This is a genomic window from Flavobacterium plurextorum (assembly GCF_002217395.1).
Taxonomy (GTDB): Bacteria; Bacteroidota; Bacteroidia; order Flavobacteriales; family Flavobacteriaceae; genus Flavobacterium; species Flavobacterium plurextorum.
In genome coordinates this window covers 313,218-331,890 of the sequence record NZ_MUHD01000016.1, presented here as the reverse complement: position 1 = coordinate 331,890, position 18,673 = coordinate 313,218, and the positions used below count along the sequence as shown (strand labels likewise).

Sequence of the window (18,673 nt, the reverse complement as noted above, 5' to 3'; positions counted from 1 at the left end):
AATACATTAGAAAATATGAAAAAAAGATTGTTTATTCTTGTTACATTAATCTCATTAAGTACCAGTTTTGTAAGAGGTCAGCAAGACTCACAGTTTACAAATTATATGTACAATACAATGAGTTTTAATCCGGCCTATACAGGCACAAGAGATGCGTTGAGTGTATTGGCATTATATAGAAATCAATGGGTAGGAATAGATGGAGCGCCAAAAACTATGAATTTTTCGGCGCAGGCGCCCGTAGGTAAAAAGCTTGGATTAGGTGTTAATGTAGTCAGTGATAAAATATTTGTGGTTACCGAATCTGCGGTAGATTTTATGCTTAGCTATCAAGTAGATGTTTCTTATAGAGGGAAATTATCATTTGGAATAAAAGGAGGCTTAAATATTTTTAATACCGATTTTACTCAGGCGAATACTGGACCAAAAGATCCAAATGATATAAATTTAAGTATAACCAATGAAGTTTCACCGCAAGTTGGAGTAGGAGCTTACTATTATACAGACTCGTTTTATACAGGTTTAAGTATTCCGAATATAATAGAAACTAATCATTTTAATGATTCAGAACGCAACGTAAAAACAGAGCGTCTTCATCTTTATTACATCATTGGAAAAGTATTTGACTTGAGTCCAGATTTAAAATTTAAACCATCTGGACTTGTAAAAGTGGTAACTGGAGCGCCAGTGCAAGTTGATGTTTCAGCAAATTTTTTAATTTCCGAAAAGCTGACATTAGGACTTGCCTACAGATGGGATGCAGCGTTAAGCGGCATGGCAGCATTTCAAGTTTCTGACAGATGGATGATTGGATATGCTTACGATTGGGAAACAACCAAACTAGCAAACTACAACAGCGGATCGCACGAAATTTTTCTGCGATTTGAACTGATATCTAATAGAAGTAAAATATTATCACCTCGATTTTTTTAATATCTAATTTATGAGAATAGTAAAAACTTTAAAAACTAGTTTTCTTTATTTCTTCCTTTCATTTTCCTGCTTAACGTATTCTCAAAATCGAGTAATTAAAGAAGGTAACAGAGAGTATGATAGGTTTGCATTTATAAACTCGAGAGATTATTACTTAGAACTTGCCGAGAAAGATGCTCCTCCGCAAGAACTCCTAGAAAGGCTAGGCAATTCCTATTATTTTACAGCAGATTATGTAAATGCTGCAAAATGGTACAAAAAGCTATTTGCAAATTACAAAAAAGCAAAAGCTGAATATTTATACCGTTATGCCCTTGCGGTAAAAAGTACTGGAAATTATACCGTTTCAGATTCGTTAATGAATTCGTTCTATGCCTTAAAGGGAACCGATTTTAGAGCGCAGCTCTTTAATAAACAACGTGATTATTTGAAAGAAATCGAAATGCAGTCGAATAGATATGAAATAAATAAAGTTTCATTCAATTCCCCTATGTCCGATTTTGCTCCAGCCTTTTATGGAGATTCCATCGTGTTTTCAAGCAGCAGAGGTCGAGTTTCATTAGAAAAAAATATCCATCTCTGGAATAATCAGCCATTTTTAGATTTGTACAAAGTCACAGATCTAAATAAAGAAAATAGAAAAAACACAGTTAAAGAGTTCGATAAATCAATAAACACCAAATTTCATGAATCGACAGCTGTTTTTTCAAATGATTTTAAGACCGTCTATTTTACAAGAAACAATTATTTTAATAATGTCTATCAAGAAGATTCACAAGGTGTTAATTTGTTAAAACTTTTTAGAGCAGACAAAGTCAAAGGCAAATGGATTGTTAAAGAACTGCCTTTTAACAGCAATGAATATTCAGTAGCTCATCCTGCACTAAGCACAGACGGAAAAACACTCTATTTTAGTTCTGATATGCCAGGTGGATTTGGACAAGCAGATCTATATAAAGTGGAAATAAAAGGAACAGGATATGGGACTCCAGTAAATTTAGGAAGTTCCATAAACACAGAAGGACGAGAAACGTTTCCGTCTATTTCAAAAGATAATAAATTGTACTTCTCTTCTGATGGTCATATAGGTTTAGGCGGATTGGATATTTTTACTGCCGAAATAGATTCAAAAGGAACGCTTGGAGATTCCTTTAACTTAGGAAAACCACTTAACAGCAAGTATGATGATATAACTTTTATAATGAACAGTACTACCAGAATAGGATATTTTTCTTCAAATAGAGATAATGAACCCTATAATGATGATATCTACGAAGTGCTGCAAAAGCAAGACATAATTTCAAAATGCAGTCAGTTCTTAAAAGGGAATATCAAAGATGCAAAAACGAATGAACCTATCGCAGATACAGAAATTCAATTGTACGATCAAGATAACAAACTCATATCGACAACAAAATCTTTAAAAGATGGAAGCTACAGTTTTGATAAAGAACTTTTATGCCAAAAAGTATATTCGATACGAATAGCAAAAAGTATTTATGCTCCGATAGACTTGATTATCTCTACAGCTGGAATGACACAAGATACCATTCATGCAGATGTACTTCTTGAAAGAGAAACTTTAATTAAGAATACAGATTTAGCCCGAATAATGAACTTAAAGCCAATTAAATTTGAGTTCGACCAATCTAAAATAGCTGCAGAATCTGAAAGTGAGTTGAATAAAGTTATTGAAGTTATGCAGTTGTTCCCAGACATAAAAATTGAAGTTCGTTCACATACTGATAATAGAGGTACTGCAGTATACAACAAAGCATTATCTGATAAAAGGGCCAAATCAACAATTGCCTATATAATCGAAAAAGGGAAAATAGATCCTAATAGAATATCTGGCAAAGGTTATGGCGAAGCTGTTCCGTTATACGATTGTGACAAAATTTTATGTACGCCGGAACAACACCATGCCAATAGAAGAAGTGAATTTATTATTAGATAATCTAATTTTCTTACTTCTTAGTTTCTAATAAATTACGCATAATAACAAAAGCTGTCTAGTAGACAGCTTTTGTTGCGTTTGCCCAGTAGTGGGAATTCTGTAAAATTTTTAATAGTATTTGAATGTTAAAATCTCTCATATATCGTAACTTTATGTGCCCAAATCTTTGTAATTATGAAAAAAATGAAAAATAGTATACAACTTTTGCTTGCACTATTTTTTTCTTCTTCAATGCTCTTTTCACAAAATATTAGGCACTTATCGGTTGACGAAGGACTTCCACAATCTTTTGTATCAGGCATAGTAGAAAATAAAGATGGCTTTATATGGTTGAGTACCAGAAATGGGCTTGCAAGATTTGACGGGCATAATTTCAAGATTTTTCAGCACATTCATAACGATAAAAATTCACTTACCTCAAATTTAATTGAACAAATAAAAGAGAGTGACAGTAATACTCTGTGGATAAAATATGAATCAGGAGAACTCGATAAATTCAATTATAATACTGAAAAAGCAAATCCAGCTATTACTCAGTCATTCTTAGAAAAAAACAATATAACAATAAGCAGAAGAGTTTGGTTTGTAGACCATGAAAATATACTTTGGTTTAGAACCAAAGACAGTAATGTACTTTGTAAAATAAATTTAAACGAGAAGAAAAAACTCGTAAACTATGGTTCCTACTTTAGTCAATTTGGGCCAATTTATAACATACTCGAAACTTACAATAAAGAGCTGTGGGTTTTAAGTAATAAAGCAATCAGCAGATTCGACAAGAAAAAGAATAAATTCATTCCCGTAATAATACCATATCAACTTTTTCCTGAAGGATACAAAGAAGACGGAGTAATATTTAATGCCTTTACAGAAAGAAAAAATGGAGAGCTAATGTGGGCCGATAATTCTTTTATCTATTTTTTTAATCCAATAAAAAAAGAATTTAGAAAAGTAAGCCTGCCTGTAAAATCACCATTTCCTGTAAGATATATAGATGCTGATACTGAAGGTAAAGAATTCTTTATTTTCGAAAAAACGATCTACGAGTACTCAGATAAAAAAGGTATCGTGAGCATGGCTAAAATAAAAATGGATGCCAATGCTCAAGCTTTTTTAGTAGATAAATCAGGTCTTTTTTGGGTAGCAGGCGATGCAGATGGCGTTTATACTATTGATACAAGTATAGATTTCGCCAGCTTTGACTATAAAGAAGGTTTTATTACAGATTTATTCAATCAGTATTATCATATTCCGGCCTTACAATTCTTTGATTGGAAATTTTCAAATGCACCATTAACTCCTTCTTATTATGTGCGATCCGTAAAAATTAAAGATGGCGTTTGGATTGCCCTTAATCGAACAGTTGCATTATTTGATAATTATGGCAGTGTTGTAACAAAACTTCCTCAACTGCCAAAAGTTCCCGAAACACTTTTTGCACCTATAATCGGGTTTTCTTTATATAATGATAATCCAATAGCACTTGATAGAGAAAATTCTATTTATTTTTTCAATAAAGAAAAAAAGGAATGGGAATTATTTATATCGTTAAATACTATTTCTGTCCATCCAAAGAAAAGAATTGTCTGCAGAGGAATGCATGCCGATATGCAAGGAAACGCATTATGGATTACAACTGAAGCACATGGATTAATTCGTATTGCAGTTGATACAAAAAAAGTTGAATTGTATCAAAAGTCAGAGAAAGGACTGCCTATTAATAATCTTATAAGTATAAGACCTGATTATAAACGCAAAGATGTATTGTGGCTGGGAAGTTCAATAGGTTTGATTTCTTTTAATACCATTACCCATAAAACAAAAGTTTTCTCAGTTGACGAAGGCTTTCCTGATAACTTCATTTACTTGATTCTTCCAGATAAATCGGGCAATCTATGGCTGGGAACTAACAAAGGTTTGGTACGTTTTAACACTATAACTTACAGAACGAGAATTTTTACAAAGTATCATGGATTAAATAATCTAGAATTTAATCATTATCATCAACTGCCGCTTCCAAATAATAGAATTGCATTTGGAGGGCTAAAAAGCGGAGTAGTATTTAATCCTTCCAGTATAATGGAAGATACAGTCTCTCCCGTAACAGTTGTAACAGATATAAAAATAAACAACATATACATAAATGATCTGAGACCAAGTTTACAGCCGGCTCACACATTAAAGGATTTGCAGTTGTCTTATGAAGAAAACAATTTGTTCTTTTCATATGCAGCACTGCAATTTGGGCAGCCGCTTGGTAATCAATATCGATATCGACTTAAAGGTTATGATGATAATTGGGTTATGGCAGGAATTAAACGAGAAGCCGTATTTACTAAAATCCCTCCAGGAAACTATACTTTTCAAGTAACAGCAACCAATACTTCTGGAAAATGGAGCAGTCACATAACATCTTTACCTATAAGCATAACGCCTCCTTGGTGGTTTAGCAGATGGGCAGTATTGTTTTACATTTTGATTTCTACGGCAGGAGTATTGTGGTATTTTAAATTTAAAATACATCAAGCTCTGATTAAAAAAGAAATTGAACTTAAAAGACTTGAAGCAAGTGAACTTCGAAAATTAAATGCAGTAAAAATTCGCTTTTTTTCTAATATAGCGCACGAACTTCGTACACCATTGTCACTTATTCAAGGACCAGCTGAACAACTGCAGAAAAGTACAAAAGACAAAGACCGTCTGTTAAAGATGATTACAAAAAACACCAACAGTCTTATCAACCTTACGGATCAACTTTTGGATATAGCAAAATTAGATGCAGGAGTTCTTAATCCTGAAATGATTTGGGGCGATATTGTTATTGTGATTTCAAACATTATTAGCGCTTTTGAACAAGACGCAGAAGAGAAAAATATCAAAATAATACTTGAGTCACCTGAAACTGCCGAGTTTTTATTTTCTGTAAATACGCTCGATAGAATTCTTTATAACCTTATATCTAATGCATTAAAGTTTACCGAAGCCGGCGGTACAGTAAAAGTTTCCGTTTTAAAACAAACAGTAGGACTAGTGTTAAAAGTACAAGATAATGGAAGAGGAATGTCTGTTCAAGACAAAGAGAATATTTTTAAGAGATATTATCAAGGGACTAATAACAGCAGTGAAAAAAAAGGAACAGGTATTGGTTTATCGCTTGTTCATGAACTTGTACAATTGCACAAAGGAACTATTAATGTAGAAAGTCGAACGGAATCACCGTCAGGAACAACTTTTAGTGTTTGGCTTCCATTTTCAATTCAAAGAACACAGGTTCAAAATGATGAAATCCCAGCAGCGGCAACAGATGAAAAAAAACATACCATATTAGTTGTTGAAGATCATCTAGAACTCGCACAGTTTATTGCGGATAATCTTAGAGAAATTTATAATGTAATTACAGCCAAAAATGGTAACGAGGGATTAGATTTTTGTTTTGAAAAAATGCCCGACTTGATATTAAGTGATATTACTATGGAAGGTATGGATGGTTATAAATTTTGCAGAGCTGTAAAAAACAATACAACTATAAATCATATTCCAGTGATTTTATTAACCGCCAAAGCTGATATGGAAAGCAGATTGAAAGGTCTTGCGATTGGTGCCAACGATTATGTTACAAAACCTTTCAGCATTAATGAATTACGTCTTCGAATTAAAAATCAGCTGGATCAACAGAAAAAAATGCGAGACAATTATCATAACAGCTTGACAAAACCTTTAGAAAACAACATTAGAATCGAAAATGAAAGCGATAAATTCTTGAATGAAATTTATAGAATTATCGATGCTAATCTTGATAATAATAATTTAAGTGTAGAAATGTTGGCCGAATCATTATTTATAAGCCGAGCCAATTTACAGCGAAAAGTCAAAATATTATTCAATCTTTCGGCAGGTGAAATTATAAATAGTTACCGTATAACAAAGGCGGCAGAGTTTCTTAAAAATGGTCATTCAATTTCAGATGTTGTGTACATGGCTGGCTTCAATTCGCCGTCTTATTTTTCTAAAAGTTTTAAGGATTATTATAAAGTAACTCCAACTGAGTACGTTAAAAAATAGTGATGAGACAATTTTGCAACTTTTTGGGATGATTTTGATAATCAAAATGTAATAAAAAAATGACTTTTGATATGACCAAACCTAATTTTAGCAACGAATCTATTTTTAACGAATTATTACTTAATCTGCTTTTTTTACACATTCTCAACATTTGCAAAACAGTAGTTTCAAACGAGCAATTGACTCTTAATTAAAACATGAAATTTTGATGTTTACAGTATAATAAACTTCATAAGAGAAATTAAAATCAATTGACCATTTTTAAACGAAAATTTTTTGAATAAAATGAAATGTGAAAAAAAAATAAAAAAAATCACAAAAAAAATGTGACGTAATTGCACTGCCGGTGTCTTAATAGAAGAGATGGTTTCCTTTAAGAATTAATATGTATTTGGGGGTACTCTATGATTTTTTATAATCATCTCAGTAAATTTGGAAGAACGGTGCCTTGGAATAATAATCCAGGGCATCTTTTTTAAAATTGTTAACGATTACAATTAAGTGCATAATACTTTTAAAAATAATTTTATTGCTTCTAAGGTTTTTAATTGTTTTAAATATTGACAAATATGCCAATTGATAAAAAAATATTGAAAATCTCTGATGAAGAGCTTGTTTTACAGATAGCGGAAAGCAATAATTCTGACCTATTTGAAATTATATACGATAGATATGCCAATTTGGTATATCATAAATGCCTGAGTTTTGTTAAATCAAAATCTGAAGCACAGGATTTAGCGCATGATATTTTCGTTAAACTATTTGTTAGTTTAAAAACGTTTAATGGGAATTCGAAATTCTCTACTTGGCTTTATTCTATTACGTACAATTATTGTACAAACTATGTAACTAGAGACAAACAAAGCAAAAATATCCAAAGAGATGCCGATTTTGAAATGTTGGTAGATACTATCGATGATGATATTCTAGACGAAGACATTTTAAGCATGAATGCAAATAAACTAAATGTTGCACTTGATAAAATCGACGTAAAAGAAAAAATGATTCTCCTTATGAAATACCAAGACGAACTATCTATAAAAGAAATAATGAAAGTTCTTTCGCTTGGTGAGAGTGCGGTAAAAATGAGAATTCAAAGAGCTAAATTCAGTTTAATTGAAGCTTATCGAAACTAATTTTATTGACTTGAATAAATTCTGAAAAACAAAAAGCTTTAAGAAATTTTCTTAAAGCTTTTGTTGAATTAATAACAACTATTGTTTTTTGTATAAGCTGATTGTTTTACAGAGAAGATGAAGTTTTTAGCACATAAAATTGCTTGTCTAACATTTCTCGTAAGCGCCTTTTTTTACTTACTTAAATTTTGATCAAGATTTACTTTTGAAGAATCAATTTCTTTGTTATCCACAATATCAGAAAAAATATCAGGATACTTTACAAGAAGCAGATCAGTAATATCAGTGGAATTCTTAAGACGGGCAATATCTGCCATAACCCTTTTTTTTATTTCATCGGGTAATTTTTCATCATTTAGTATTTCCTTGAAAGGATTATTCATATGCACAACAATAATAATATTTAAACATCTTAAAATTTAAGACATCTTGTTAAATCTATGGGCTAATATACTGTAGACCAAAATAATGTTTTTCTGTCTTGAATAAAAATATACTAGACGTATTGATGAAAAAATCAGGTCAAATACACTTTGATCTAATTATCAAAACTAATTTTCTCACAATTAAATTGAAGCTAGTTAAATTTAGACACAAAAAAATGTATTAGGTCACAATTAAATATCATTTTTTTTTCTAAACTAAAGGAGAATTTTTAAAATAGGAATAAGAAAGATTCTTTCTAGGTTTCTAGAAGCTGTAAAATTTTATAAAAAAACACAAGGTACTTACTGCTTCTTAAAGATTTCTACATCCTTAACAGCAAGTCTAACAGCAAGCCAATCTTTAAATTTCTTTTGATCACTTTCGTTAAAAGCTCCTTTTCCATCATAGATTACAGCAGTAATTGTATATGTGCTGTCACTTTCAGTAACGAAATCTGTTTTTGTGACAGATAACGAAGAAATAGTAGGAAACAAAGTTTTAGTCTCCTTTAAGATTTGTTGATTATCAAATTTATTTTTGGCAAGTTCCTTTTCAAGATGCAAAACTTTTAAATCTTTCGCATCCATTTCATTTTCACTGCTTTTAATTTTATTCAGAAGATCATTTTTTAAAGGATCCTGTTTATCATCGATATCCTGTCTGATAAGAAGTTCAGTTCCCTTTAAGTATTTGTTTCTGTTAAGTTTAGTTTTAAGTTCCTTTATTTCTTGCGGATCAAATTTTTTAGAAAGAAAAGCCAATTCAATTTTTTTCTTCTGCGGATTAAATTCCGTTTTCTTATACACCACCGTATATCCCTTACTGCTAAATTCATCATCAAGAAAAAGATCTACATTTTTTTTAAACTGCTGTTCTACATATAATGAAAATGCAAGATAACTGCTTGGTATTAACATACTCGTAGTAACCACAACTATAATAAGTTTTACTCTTTTTTGCTGTTTTTCATCAATTTGTTTTACCGGTGGATAATTCAAGTATTTTATAATCAAGAAAGTGGCAATACCAATAAAAACGCAGTTTATGATATACAAATAAAAGGCTCCCAGAAAAAATGTCCACTGCCCAGTTGCCAATCCATAACCCGCGGTACACAAAGGAGGCATTAATGCTGTTGCGATTGCAACTCCTGGAACAGGATTTCCTTTTTCAGTTCTTGTAATTGCAATAACTCCCACAATACCGCCAAAAAAAGCAATAAGAATATCATAAATATTAGGAGAAGTTCGCGCTAACAATTCAGATTGAACATCTTTGAAAGGACTTAAGTAAAAATAAAGTGTTGAAACTGCTAAACTTACAAAAGTAGCATTTAGAAGATTTCGTAATGATTTTTTTAAAAGTGCAAAATCATAAATACCCAATGCAAAACCAGCTCCAACAATAGGTCCCATTAATGGAGAAATAAGCATGGCACCAATTATTACTGCGGTCGAATTTACATTTAACCCAACCGAAGCGACCATAATTGCACAAGCCAAAATCCATAAATTTGCCCCTTTAAATTCAATGTCTTTTTTTACATGTTCAAGAGTTAAAGCTCTGTCGTTTTCACCTTCACGTAAATTTAAAATGTCTATAATCTGCTTCATACTTTCCCCGAGATTTAATTGAACCTAAAGTCACTTTATTTACTAATTTAAAACAATTTAAGGGATATAGCACTAGAAAAAGTGTTATTTATTCTCGATTCTCTTTTTAATATTAAACAGTAAAGACACTAAAAACAATCTCAAATAAATCATAAAATTTCGTATTTATTTTTATTTATGTATTTAACTACGTAGTTTTGCATAATAAAATTTATACTATATGAAACTTGTTATTAAACCTGTCGATAATCAATATTCGAACGACATTGTAGATTTGATATTAAACATTCAGCAAAATGAGTTTAATGTTGCAATTACAATTGAAGATCAGCCTGATTTGCTAAACATAACTAATTTTTATCATGCAGGAGGCGGAAGCTTTTGGGGTTGTTTTATTAATGATGAATTAGTAGGAACCATTGCTTTAATTAAGTTTGAATCGAATACAGGAGCCATTAGAAAAATGTTTGTTAAGAAAGAATTTAGAGGAAAAGAATTTTCAATTGCTCAAAAATTATTAGAAACTTTAATTGAATATTGCCAGCAGAATAAAATTGATGATCTATATTTAGGAACTGTTTCGATATTAGAAGCTGCATTACGTTTTTATGAAAAGAATGATTTTGTACGAATCGAAAAAGGAGAGCTTCCAAAAACATTTCCATTAATGGCTCCAGACAATGTTTTCTGCCATTTAAATTTAAAGAAATAAAAGATGAATATTATAGACGAATCAGGGATTTTGGCTCTTTCAACACGATTGCAGCGGCTTAGCGAACAATTACGAAAAGACGGTGCATTGTTTTATAAAGCATATGGTATTGATTTTGAACCAAAATGGTTTCCAGTAATTTATACTTTATACCATAAAGGAGTTCTAAGTGTAGTGGAAGTCGCCAATGAAATTGGTTATACACATCCTTCAACTATAAGTTTGCTTAAAGAACTGGAAAAACAAAAACTGATTCGATCTAAAAAAGATAAAATCGATGAGCGTAAAAGGCTTATTCAACTTACTTCAAAAGGGCAGGAGCTGATCGAGCAGATGAAACCTGTTTGGGAAATTATGAAAAACGTGCTTACAGAGATTACAGATAATCAGAATAATTTATTTGAGGCGATTAATGAAGCTGAAAATAAGATATTGCACCAAAGTTTTATTCAAAGAGCGCTGCAGTTAAAAAGTGAAGGAGAAAAGTAATAAAAAAGCGATCTAAATAAAGATCGCTTTTTTGTTTAAAGTATTTAATTTGATAAACGATAATTTAAGAATGATAAAGCCAACATGCTCCAAAAACTACTTCATTTGAATTTACAGCATCCTCAAATGTCGTCTTTTAAATGTACGATAAAAATTACATATTGGTTTTTTGTTTTGTCATAAAATTTTGTAAAATTTTGTTTCTTAATAGCTTTTTAATCTTATCGAATAGAAAATCTTTACCGCTTACTAAAACACTTCTGTTATATGAGCAAAAGCTAAAAAAAAGCTTCAGAATTACTGAAGCTTTTAAATGTTTTATACTTTTAAGATTAACGCATTGCGATTCTTAATTTTAGACCATATGAAACTAAATTTACTTTATTGGTAAAACCAGAATCAAATACACTGTTGTATCGCAAAACTACCGGCTGTTCTGGACTATATTGAACAAGGTTTTTGTCCCCTTTATGATCAAAAATGTTATTTAAACCATAATCAAAGTAAACGCCTAAGTACAAAGAGTTTCTTTTTCCTATTTGTTGTTTTAAACCCGTTTCAAAGGTTGCTGAATAAGAAACATCGGCATCAAGATCTTGTTTATTTGAAGAAACATTATCTGTATCAACAAAACCCGCAAATGCCGGGCCAAATAATTCTAAGTTGTATTGCGGATAGTAACCACTTGTAGTAAGATTACTCATAGATGTTTTGTAAGCACCATTTGTTGCAAATCCTATTTTGGCACCTGCCGCAAGATACAAACTTGAAGTTCCCGGTGTTTCAAACTGAATATTAACGGGAATATTGATGTAAGATAGATTTTGTTCTTCTCTTAAATTGGATACTTTATATCTAAATTGAAAAGGTTCATTTTCGTCATCTTTTGCGGAATACTGCCCACTAACCGATGAAAGTTTTGAGTCTGAATTGTAGGTTTGATATTCAACTCCAATCCCAACGCTTAAACCTTCATTTAAATAGTAGGAATAACGAAGACCAGCATTAACGCCATTTCCACTAACAGTCAGTCCAGAAGAATTTAGAAAAGAAAACGGCCCTCCCAATGAAATCGAAAATTCCTGTTTCTTGTTTTGACTATAACCGTTCGAATGCACTATTAAAAATGCTGTAATTAGAAAAAAGGATTTTATATAACTGTTTATATATTTTTTCATCTTAAGATACATTATGCCCGTACCGTTTGTAAACAGCACGGGCAGATTTTATTATTTTACAATTACTTTGAAAGATTTTTTGATATTAGCACCTTCAAGTAAAACCAGATACATATTGCCTTCTGTTGTAGGAGGTAATTGTATTTCTGTTTTAACTGAAGACGATTTTACAGTTTTAATTAATTGACCTGTTACAGAGAAGAGACTAATCTGCATATCTTTTAAATCTTTTTCAGGAAAATCAGCTTCAATGGTAATCATTTTTCCTGTTTCAATTGGATTAGGATAAAGTTTAGCCTGAAGTGAATTTGTAAATGTAATTTTTGCACCGCAAGTCTGCAGTACTTTTCCATCTTTTGTAGTCATTTTTACACTGTATTCTGCATTAGGATCTAAAGTTGAATTTAAATCATTTCCTGCTGAATAATATTGACCAGTTCCTATTAATTGTCCATTTTTGAACCATTGATAAGAAACAAACTCATAACCGCCGTTAGTTTGAGGATTGTTGTTTACAAGAAGTACATTATTAAATTTCTGGTGAACAATATCATAAAAACTAAAAGGTTTTTCAACTGTAATAGTATACGTTTCTGAAGCACTTCCATCTTCAGAAGTGATTTTCACATTTTGACTATAAATTCCAGGTTTTGGCGTTTGAATCGTAAAATTCGCTGAAGGACTGATAACAGCATTTGTTTCATTTACAATAGAAACATTTGGATTATTATCACCACAAGCCATAACATGGTTAATTGCTTTTACAGGATTTTCAAAAACCTTACCGCCTAAAGTAATTCGTTTAATATCAATGTTGTTATTTAAAATTACCAGTAATTGCGAAACATCTGATGCAGGAAGGTAATTGTCATTTCCAGTTTGGTGAGCTGTGATTAATACTTCACCAGATCTTATTAGATTAACAATACCAGTTTCTGAAACTGCTGCAGGAGGCAGCGCGGTATCATAAGTAAAAGAGTAACTTATAGGTAACTTCGAATTAGAAGCCGCAGTTAAACTAAAACTGTTATTTGCTCCAAGTGTTTTTTCTGAGAGTGCACTAAATGTAATTTGCTGCGCTGCTTTTTTAATTATAAGGTTTGCAGTAAGAATTACAGGAGTACAATTTGGACTGCTCGCAGCTGGAGTTATTGTTGCTTTAACAGAATAAGTTCCAGCATTTACAGCGCCATTATTAGCAGAATAGGTAACAGTAGCTCCGGCAGGAACATTTAAAGCTTTAACACTATGAGCATTTCCATCATATGTAAATTCAGCATCATTAAATGTTACCTGATCAAGAGGTGAAGCAAGTACTTTTAGTGTTTGCAATTGTGTTGTACTATTACCATTTCCATCATCATATTTCCATGTAATTGTATAAGTACCAACTGTAGAATAGCTCAAAGGATCTAAAGTTGTTGCTTTTAAAATACCTGCGCAATTATCTTGAGCAGTTGGAATACTAATATCTGATGATAAAATAGAACAATAGCCTACAATATCTGGCAGATTTGCAAGAGCAGGTTTTGGTGCCGTTACATCTTTTGTTAGGCCTATAACTACTGTTTTAGTCAATGTACAGGCATTTGTATCTGTAATAGTTACGGTATAAGTATTTGGACTTAATCCTGATACGGCAGCTGTAGTTTTATTAGAAGGCGACCATAAATAAGTATATGTTTCTGTTCCTCCTGTTACCACTGCCGAAGCGGTTCCATCATTAGCGCCATTACAAGAAACATCAGTTTGAGATATTACTGCAGAAAGAACAGCTGGTTCAGTTATTTTAACACTTGCTGTAGTTTGACATGAATTAGCATCTGTAACTGTAACTGTATATGTTCCAGGAGAAAGGTTGGAAGCTTTCGCATCATTTCCGCCAGAAGGCAGCCATGAATAGGTATAAGCTCCAGTTCCTCCAATCACGTCTACTGTTGCTGTACCATTATTTGCGCCATTACAAGAAACATTGCTTTGAGATACAGCCGCAACAAGTTCTTCAGGTTCTTTTATTGTAAAAACTTGAGTTTCAACACATGATTTTCCATCCTTAACTGTTACTGTATATGTTCCAGCGCTTAGTCCTGCTGCGGCAGCCGAACTGCCTCCATAAGGAGCCCAATCATAAGTATAAGATCCAGAACCACCAGTAGCAGTTACCGCAGCCGATCCGTTTGTTCCGCCTTTACAGCTTACATTATTTTGTCCCGCAGGAGATACTTTAAGAGCAGAAGGCTCAGTAATTGTAAAATTCTTCACGGTTGAACACCCGTTAGAAGATGTGATTGTAACAGAATAATTACCCGCGGTTAAGTTATTTGCTGTATCAGAAGATCCACCGCTAGGAGACCAAACATAAGTGAAAGGTCCTGGCGCACCATTAGGCACTACAGCAGCAGATCCTGTTGCAGATCCGTTACACGATACATTAACTTGCGATGTAACTGCATTAAGTGTATTAATAGTGGTTATATTAAAAGTTTTAGTCAACGTACAGCCATTTTGATCTGTAATTAAAACTTCATGTGTTCCCTCGCTTAAGCCAGCAGCAGTGGCAGTAACAGCTCCAGAAGGAGACCAGTTATAAGTGTATACTCCAAAACCTCCGCTAACAGCCACTGAAGCTTCTCCAAGAGTAGTACAAGTGGCGTTTATTTGACTTTGTACAGCCGTTAACTCATTAGGTTCTTCAATAGTAAATACTTTAGTTAATGTACAACCTCTGGCATCAGTAATTAAACAAGTATAATTTCCTGCGGCAAGATTAGAAGCTGTAGCGCCAGTACCTCCAGATGGAGACCATAAATAGGTATAGTTTGATGTTCCGCCAGTTACAACAACAGATGCTGATCCAGTTGAACTGCCCTTACAAAGGATATTTACTCTCGATTGTGCAGCTTCTAAAACAGCTGGCTCTACAATTGGAACAGTTACTGTACCAGTACATCCATTAGCATCTGTAATAGTTACAATATAATTTCCTGGTGCTAACCCTGAAACTTTAGCTGTTGTTAAACCAGAAGGAGACCAGGAATAAGTATATGCTCCAGTTCCTCCAGAAGGTGTTATTTCAGCAGTACCATTACTATTTCCATTGCAAGAAACATCTGTTTTTGTAAACGTTCCAGATATTGCATTTGGAGTTTCAATTTCAACACTTACCAACGTAGTACAGCCTTTTGAATCAGTAATAGTACATTTATAAGTTCCGGCCGGTCTGTTAGATATTGAAGATCCAGTACCTCCCAAAGGCGTCCAAGAATAGCTGTAAGCAGGTGAACCGCCAAGAACAGTTACGCTTGCACTTCCATTAGAAGCTCCAAAACAACTTACTTTTGTTGAAGTTCCTGTTGCAGTAAGAGCAGCTGCGGGCTGCGTTATGGTAAAAGTTTCACTGGTTGTACAAGATTTTTGATCGGTTATTGTAACGGTGTATGTTCCAGCTGCTAAACCTGATGCTGTAGCGGAAACTCCGCCAGACGGTGCCCATGAATAACTATAGCTACCTGTTCCTCCAGTTACGTTTACAGTTGCAGATCCAGAAGCTTCACCATGACAGTTTACATTTACAGTTGTTCCTTTAGAAGCTGTTAAGGCAAGAGGTTCAGTTATAATGAATTCTTTTTGAATTGAACAGTTTTTAGCGTCAGTAGCCGTAACAGTATAAGTTCCTGCAGTAAGGTTGGAAGCGCTTGCACCAGATGTTCCTACTGGCGGGTTCCATGAATACGAATATGCGCCAGTTCCTCCGGTAACAACTATACTTGCAGATCCTGTGGCATAGCCGTTACATACTATGTCAGTTTGAGAAGCTGTCAGAGAAAGTGCGTCTGGTTCCGTGATAGAAAAATTTTGTATAGCTTCACATAATTTGCTATCCGTTACAGTAACACTATAGTTTCCTTTTGTTAAACCAGTTACGTTTTGTGAAGTCGCACCGTTTGACCACAAATAAGTATAAGGAGAAGTTCCGCCTGCTGCATTTACAGCGGCAGTTCCATTTGAACCTCCATTGCAGCTAACATTATTAACCACTCCTTTTGATGTTGTTAAAACAGGAGGCTCCGTTATAGAGAAAATTTGTGTTTTAGTACAAGAACTTGCGTCTGTGACAGTAACAGTGTAATTTCCTCTTGCCAGATTGTTTATTGCAGCGGTAGTTTTTCCATTAGACCAAGAATAGGAGTAAGGAGAAGCACCGCTCGAAGCAACAACCGTTAAAGAGCCATTTGAACCTCCATTACAGCTTACATTAATTTGAGAACTGGCAGTTAGTTCGATATCACATACATTAATTACATTTACAATGAACACTTTTTCTAAAGATGCCCCTGCCTGATCTGTTGTTCTAATACGTATCGAATAGAAATTCTTTGCTTCAAAATCAGGACTGAGCCTTATTTGTAAAGTATTGCCAAAAATAGAAAAATAAGCATTATCAACATCTCCAGTTCCAAATACTAACGAATAGTTAAATGTATTTCCTACATCTGGATCTGTGGTGGTTAAAATACCTACGATGCTGTTGGCAGGTACGTTTTCGTTTACTGACGGAATTGTTAATACGAGATCAGTTGGAGCGCTATTTGGCGGCGTAACGACTACACTTCCTGTACAATCTAATAGTGATGCAATTTCATCAAATCGTGAATAAGTAGCACTGGGGGCTGTTGCTGCTGTCGAAATGGCATAGAAATAAGGCTGCCCACCTAAAAGAATTACCCATCTGTCTTCAGGTGTTCCTAATTCTTCTTTTAATAAAAATGCCAAATATCCTTGTGCCTTTTCGGCACTGCCTTGAATATCTACATTTGCATTGTAATAAACTGGTTTTCCATTAAGAGTTGGAATACTTGAATCTCCACCCAAAACAAAAGTTTGTGTTCCTGCAAAACAAGAACCAGTTATGGTAATGTCTTGTGCATTTGCAAAATAAGTAAAGAGAAAGAACAGAAAAAACAGTATTAATTTATTATTATATTTTTTCATTTGTATAAAATTTTATATTAGTTATCGCCAGCCTTTTATAGGCCGTATCAATACAATTTTAACTATTGTTTGTTTGCACAAACAGCAGTTAAAACAAACATTTTTAAACAAATAAGGCGTTTAAGGACGCGGAGGATAAATACCTTCAATGGCAATAATAAAATTAATAGTTTGAAAGGGCTGCATAATAGTAACTGGTGCGTTTGAACCTGAAATGCCAATTGATGCATTATTCATAGCAGTGTTGGGCGAGCCATTATACTCTTTATCAAGTACAGAAGTGTTTGCAAGCACATTTCCTGTTGGTACATTAGAAGTTCCCACTGCAGTACTTGCATTCAATTGATGATTATGTGCAGGCATATTACTAATCGTTAAAGTAACATTTTCATTACCAGAAGTTTCACCTAAATTTCTCGGGCTTAAGCCAGGTCCTTGACCTTGACCAACAGGAACTCTGCCTCTTAAATCGGGTAATGCAAAATTGTTTATTCCATCGCCGCCATAAGTAGTTCCTATAATCGAAAACAAAGTGCTATATTGCGGAATTGGAAGAAGTTGGCCATTACAAAACAACCAGCCACGAGGGGCAAAAGTACCCGCAAACATCGAAATTTGACCGATTAGTGGATCTGCTTGTGCAGAAGCTTTATTTGTGCTAAAAAACGCAGTAAATACAAATAATAAAATAAAGTAGTTTTTTTTCATAAGTGATTGATTTAATTAAAATTGTTTTTGGAAATATAGTTTGGTTTATTTATTTAAAAATGTGCAATCATAGACTAATTGATAAACAAAAAATGATAGAAAAGTACTCTTGAGCTATATTTTCTATTAAATGTGTTTATGTTAATTGTATGACTTCTAGAAAATGGTTTGTATCTATTTACGATCAAATTCATTATCACTACTGGTTTGTGTAAATGATTATATAATAGCTTTTTACAATCGATTTGTATAACAAGATGATTCTTATAAAATTATAAAAATCAAATGAAATAACAACCTAAGTAAAGTTATTAATGCATTAAGAATTCCAGTGTTTTAATTTCAGACTAAATTATATGCAAGTTTAGTAATAAATAAACTAGTAATAGAGCGTATTTATACGTCTTTTTAGAACAAATTGAATTAAAGTGTGATATTTAATTGTATCGATTTAGCTGCGGTTTATT

The 18,673-nt window shown here is 33.0% G+C and carries 11 protein-coding genes; 6 read left to right on the top strand and 5 right to left on the bottom strand.

What is annotated here, in order from left to right; translation table 11 throughout:
* The first annotated feature begins 15 nt into the window (after window positions 1-15).
* From B0A81_RS10145 to B0A81_RS10130, 4 genes are all read left to right on the top strand, one after another.
* Window positions 16-933, top strand: coding sequence for a PorP/SprF family type IX secretion system membrane protein (locus B0A81_RS10145; RefSeq protein ID WP_089057913.1), 918 nt, complete (start codon window positions 16-18; stop codon window positions 931-933).
* Window positions 934-943: 10 nt separating this feature from the next.
* Window positions 944-2,890: an OmpA family protein gene (locus tag B0A81_RS10140; protein WP_089057912.1), complete on the top strand. Its 1,947-nt coding sequence runs from the start codon at window positions 944-946 to the stop codon at window positions 2,888-2,890.
* Between the two features lie 183 nt (window positions 2,891-3,073).
* Window positions 3,074-6,952, top strand: a complete 3,879-nt coding sequence (locus tag B0A81_RS10135) for a hybrid sensor histidine kinase/response regulator transcription factor (protein WP_165768056.1) — start codon at window positions 3,074-3,076, stop codon at window positions 6,950-6,952.
* A 569-nt stretch (window positions 6,953-7,521) separates the two neighbouring features.
* The gene (locus tag B0A81_RS10130) at window positions 7,522-8,088 is read left to right on the top strand and encodes an RNA polymerase sigma factor (protein ID WP_089057910.1); all 567 of its coding nucleotides are present in this window, start codon (window positions 7,522-7,524) and stop codon (window positions 8,086-8,088) included.
* A gap of 173 nt (window positions 8,089-8,261) precedes the next feature.
* Here the strand turns inward: B0A81_RS10130 and B0A81_RS10125 are convergent, their stop codons facing one another.
* Window positions 8,262-8,471: a hypothetical protein gene (locus tag B0A81_RS10125; protein WP_089057909.1), complete on the bottom strand. Its 210-nt coding sequence runs from the start codon at window positions 8,469-8,471 to the stop codon at window positions 8,262-8,264.
* 345 nt (window positions 8,472-8,816) lie between these two features.
* On the bottom strand, window positions 8,817-10,127 hold the full coding sequence (locus B0A81_RS10120) for a DUF389 domain-containing protein (protein ID WP_199170224.1): 1,311 nt from the start codon (window positions 10,125-10,127) through the stop codon (window positions 8,817-8,819).
* Window positions 10,128-10,347: 220 nt separating this feature from the next.
* On the opposite strand from B0A81_RS10120, the gene B0A81_RS10115 reads away from it, so the two are divergent.
* Entirely contained in the window at window positions 10,348-10,839 is a 492-nt protein-coding gene (locus tag B0A81_RS10115) for a GNAT family N-acetyltransferase (RefSeq protein WP_089057908.1), read from the top strand.
* 3 nt (window positions 10,840-10,842) lie between these two features.
* Complete coding sequence (locus B0A81_RS10110; protein WP_089057907.1) at window positions 10,843-11,328, top strand: MarR family winged helix-turn-helix transcriptional regulator; 486 nt, start codon at window positions 10,843-10,845, stop codon at window positions 11,326-11,328.
* Between the two features lie 332 nt (window positions 11,329-11,660).
* On the opposite strand, the gene B0A81_RS10105 is transcribed toward B0A81_RS10110, so the two are convergent.
* From B0A81_RS10105 to B0A81_RS10095, 3 genes are all read right to left on the bottom strand, one after another.
* Window positions 11,661-12,506 (bottom strand): outer membrane beta-barrel protein, encoded by an 846-nt coding sequence (locus B0A81_RS10105; RefSeq protein WP_089057906.1) that lies wholly within the window; start codon window positions 12,504-12,506, stop codon window positions 11,661-11,663.
* Window positions 12,507-12,557: 51 nt separating this feature from the next.
* Window positions 12,558-17,498 (bottom strand): T9SS type A sorting domain-containing protein, encoded by a 4,941-nt coding sequence (locus tag B0A81_RS10100; protein ID WP_089057905.1) that lies wholly within the window; start codon window positions 17,496-17,498, stop codon window positions 12,558-12,560.
* A 120-nt stretch (window positions 17,499-17,618) separates the two neighbouring features.
* The gene (locus B0A81_RS10095; RefSeq protein ID WP_165768055.1) at window positions 17,619-18,206 is read right to left on the bottom strand and encodes a phage tail protein; all 588 of its coding nucleotides are present in this window, start codon (window positions 18,204-18,206) and stop codon (window positions 17,619-17,621) included.
* Window positions 18,207-18,673: the final 467 nt, after the last annotated feature.

Bases quoted from the DNA above. Each gene is read 5' to 3' on its own strand.
- B0A81_RS10140 (WP_089057912.1), top strand. From the start codon at position 944: ATGAGAATAGTAAAAACTTTAAAAACTAGTTTTCTTTATTTCTTCCTT.
- B0A81_RS10115 (WP_089057908.1), top strand. From the start codon at position 10,348: ATGAAACTTGTTATTAAACCTGTCGATAATCAATATTCGAACGACATT.
- B0A81_RS10145 (WP_089057913.1), top strand. From the start codon at position 16: ATGAAAAAAAGATTGTTTATTCTTGTTACATTAATCTCATTAAGTACC.
- B0A81_RS10105 (WP_089057906.1), bottom strand. From the start codon at position 12,506: ATGAAAAAATATATAAACAGTTATATAAAATCCTTTTTTCTAATTACA.
- B0A81_RS10135 (WP_165768056.1), top strand. From the start codon at position 3,074: ATGAAAAATAGTATACAACTTTTGCTTGCACTATTTTTTTCTTCTTCA.
- B0A81_RS10120 (WP_199170224.1), bottom strand. From the start codon at position 10,127: ATGAAGCAGATTATAGACATTTTAAATTTACGTGAAGGTGAAAACGAC.
- B0A81_RS10110 (WP_089057907.1), top strand. From the start codon at position 10,843: ATGAATATTATAGACGAATCAGGGATTTTGGCTCTTTCAACACGATTG.
- B0A81_RS10100 (WP_089057905.1), bottom strand. From the start codon at position 17,498: ATGAAAAAATATAATAATAAATTAATACTGTTTTTTCTGTTCTTTCTC.
- B0A81_RS10095 (WP_165768055.1), bottom strand. From the start codon at position 18,206: ATGAAAAAAAACTACTTTATTTTATTATTTGTATTTACTGCGTTTTTT.
- B0A81_RS10125 (WP_089057909.1), bottom strand. From the start codon at position 8,471: ATGAATAATCCTTTCAAGGAAATACTAAATGATGAAAAATTACCCGAT.
- B0A81_RS10130 (WP_089057910.1), top strand. From the start codon at position 7,522: ATGCCAATTGATAAAAAAATATTGAAAATCTCTGATGAAGAGCTTGTT.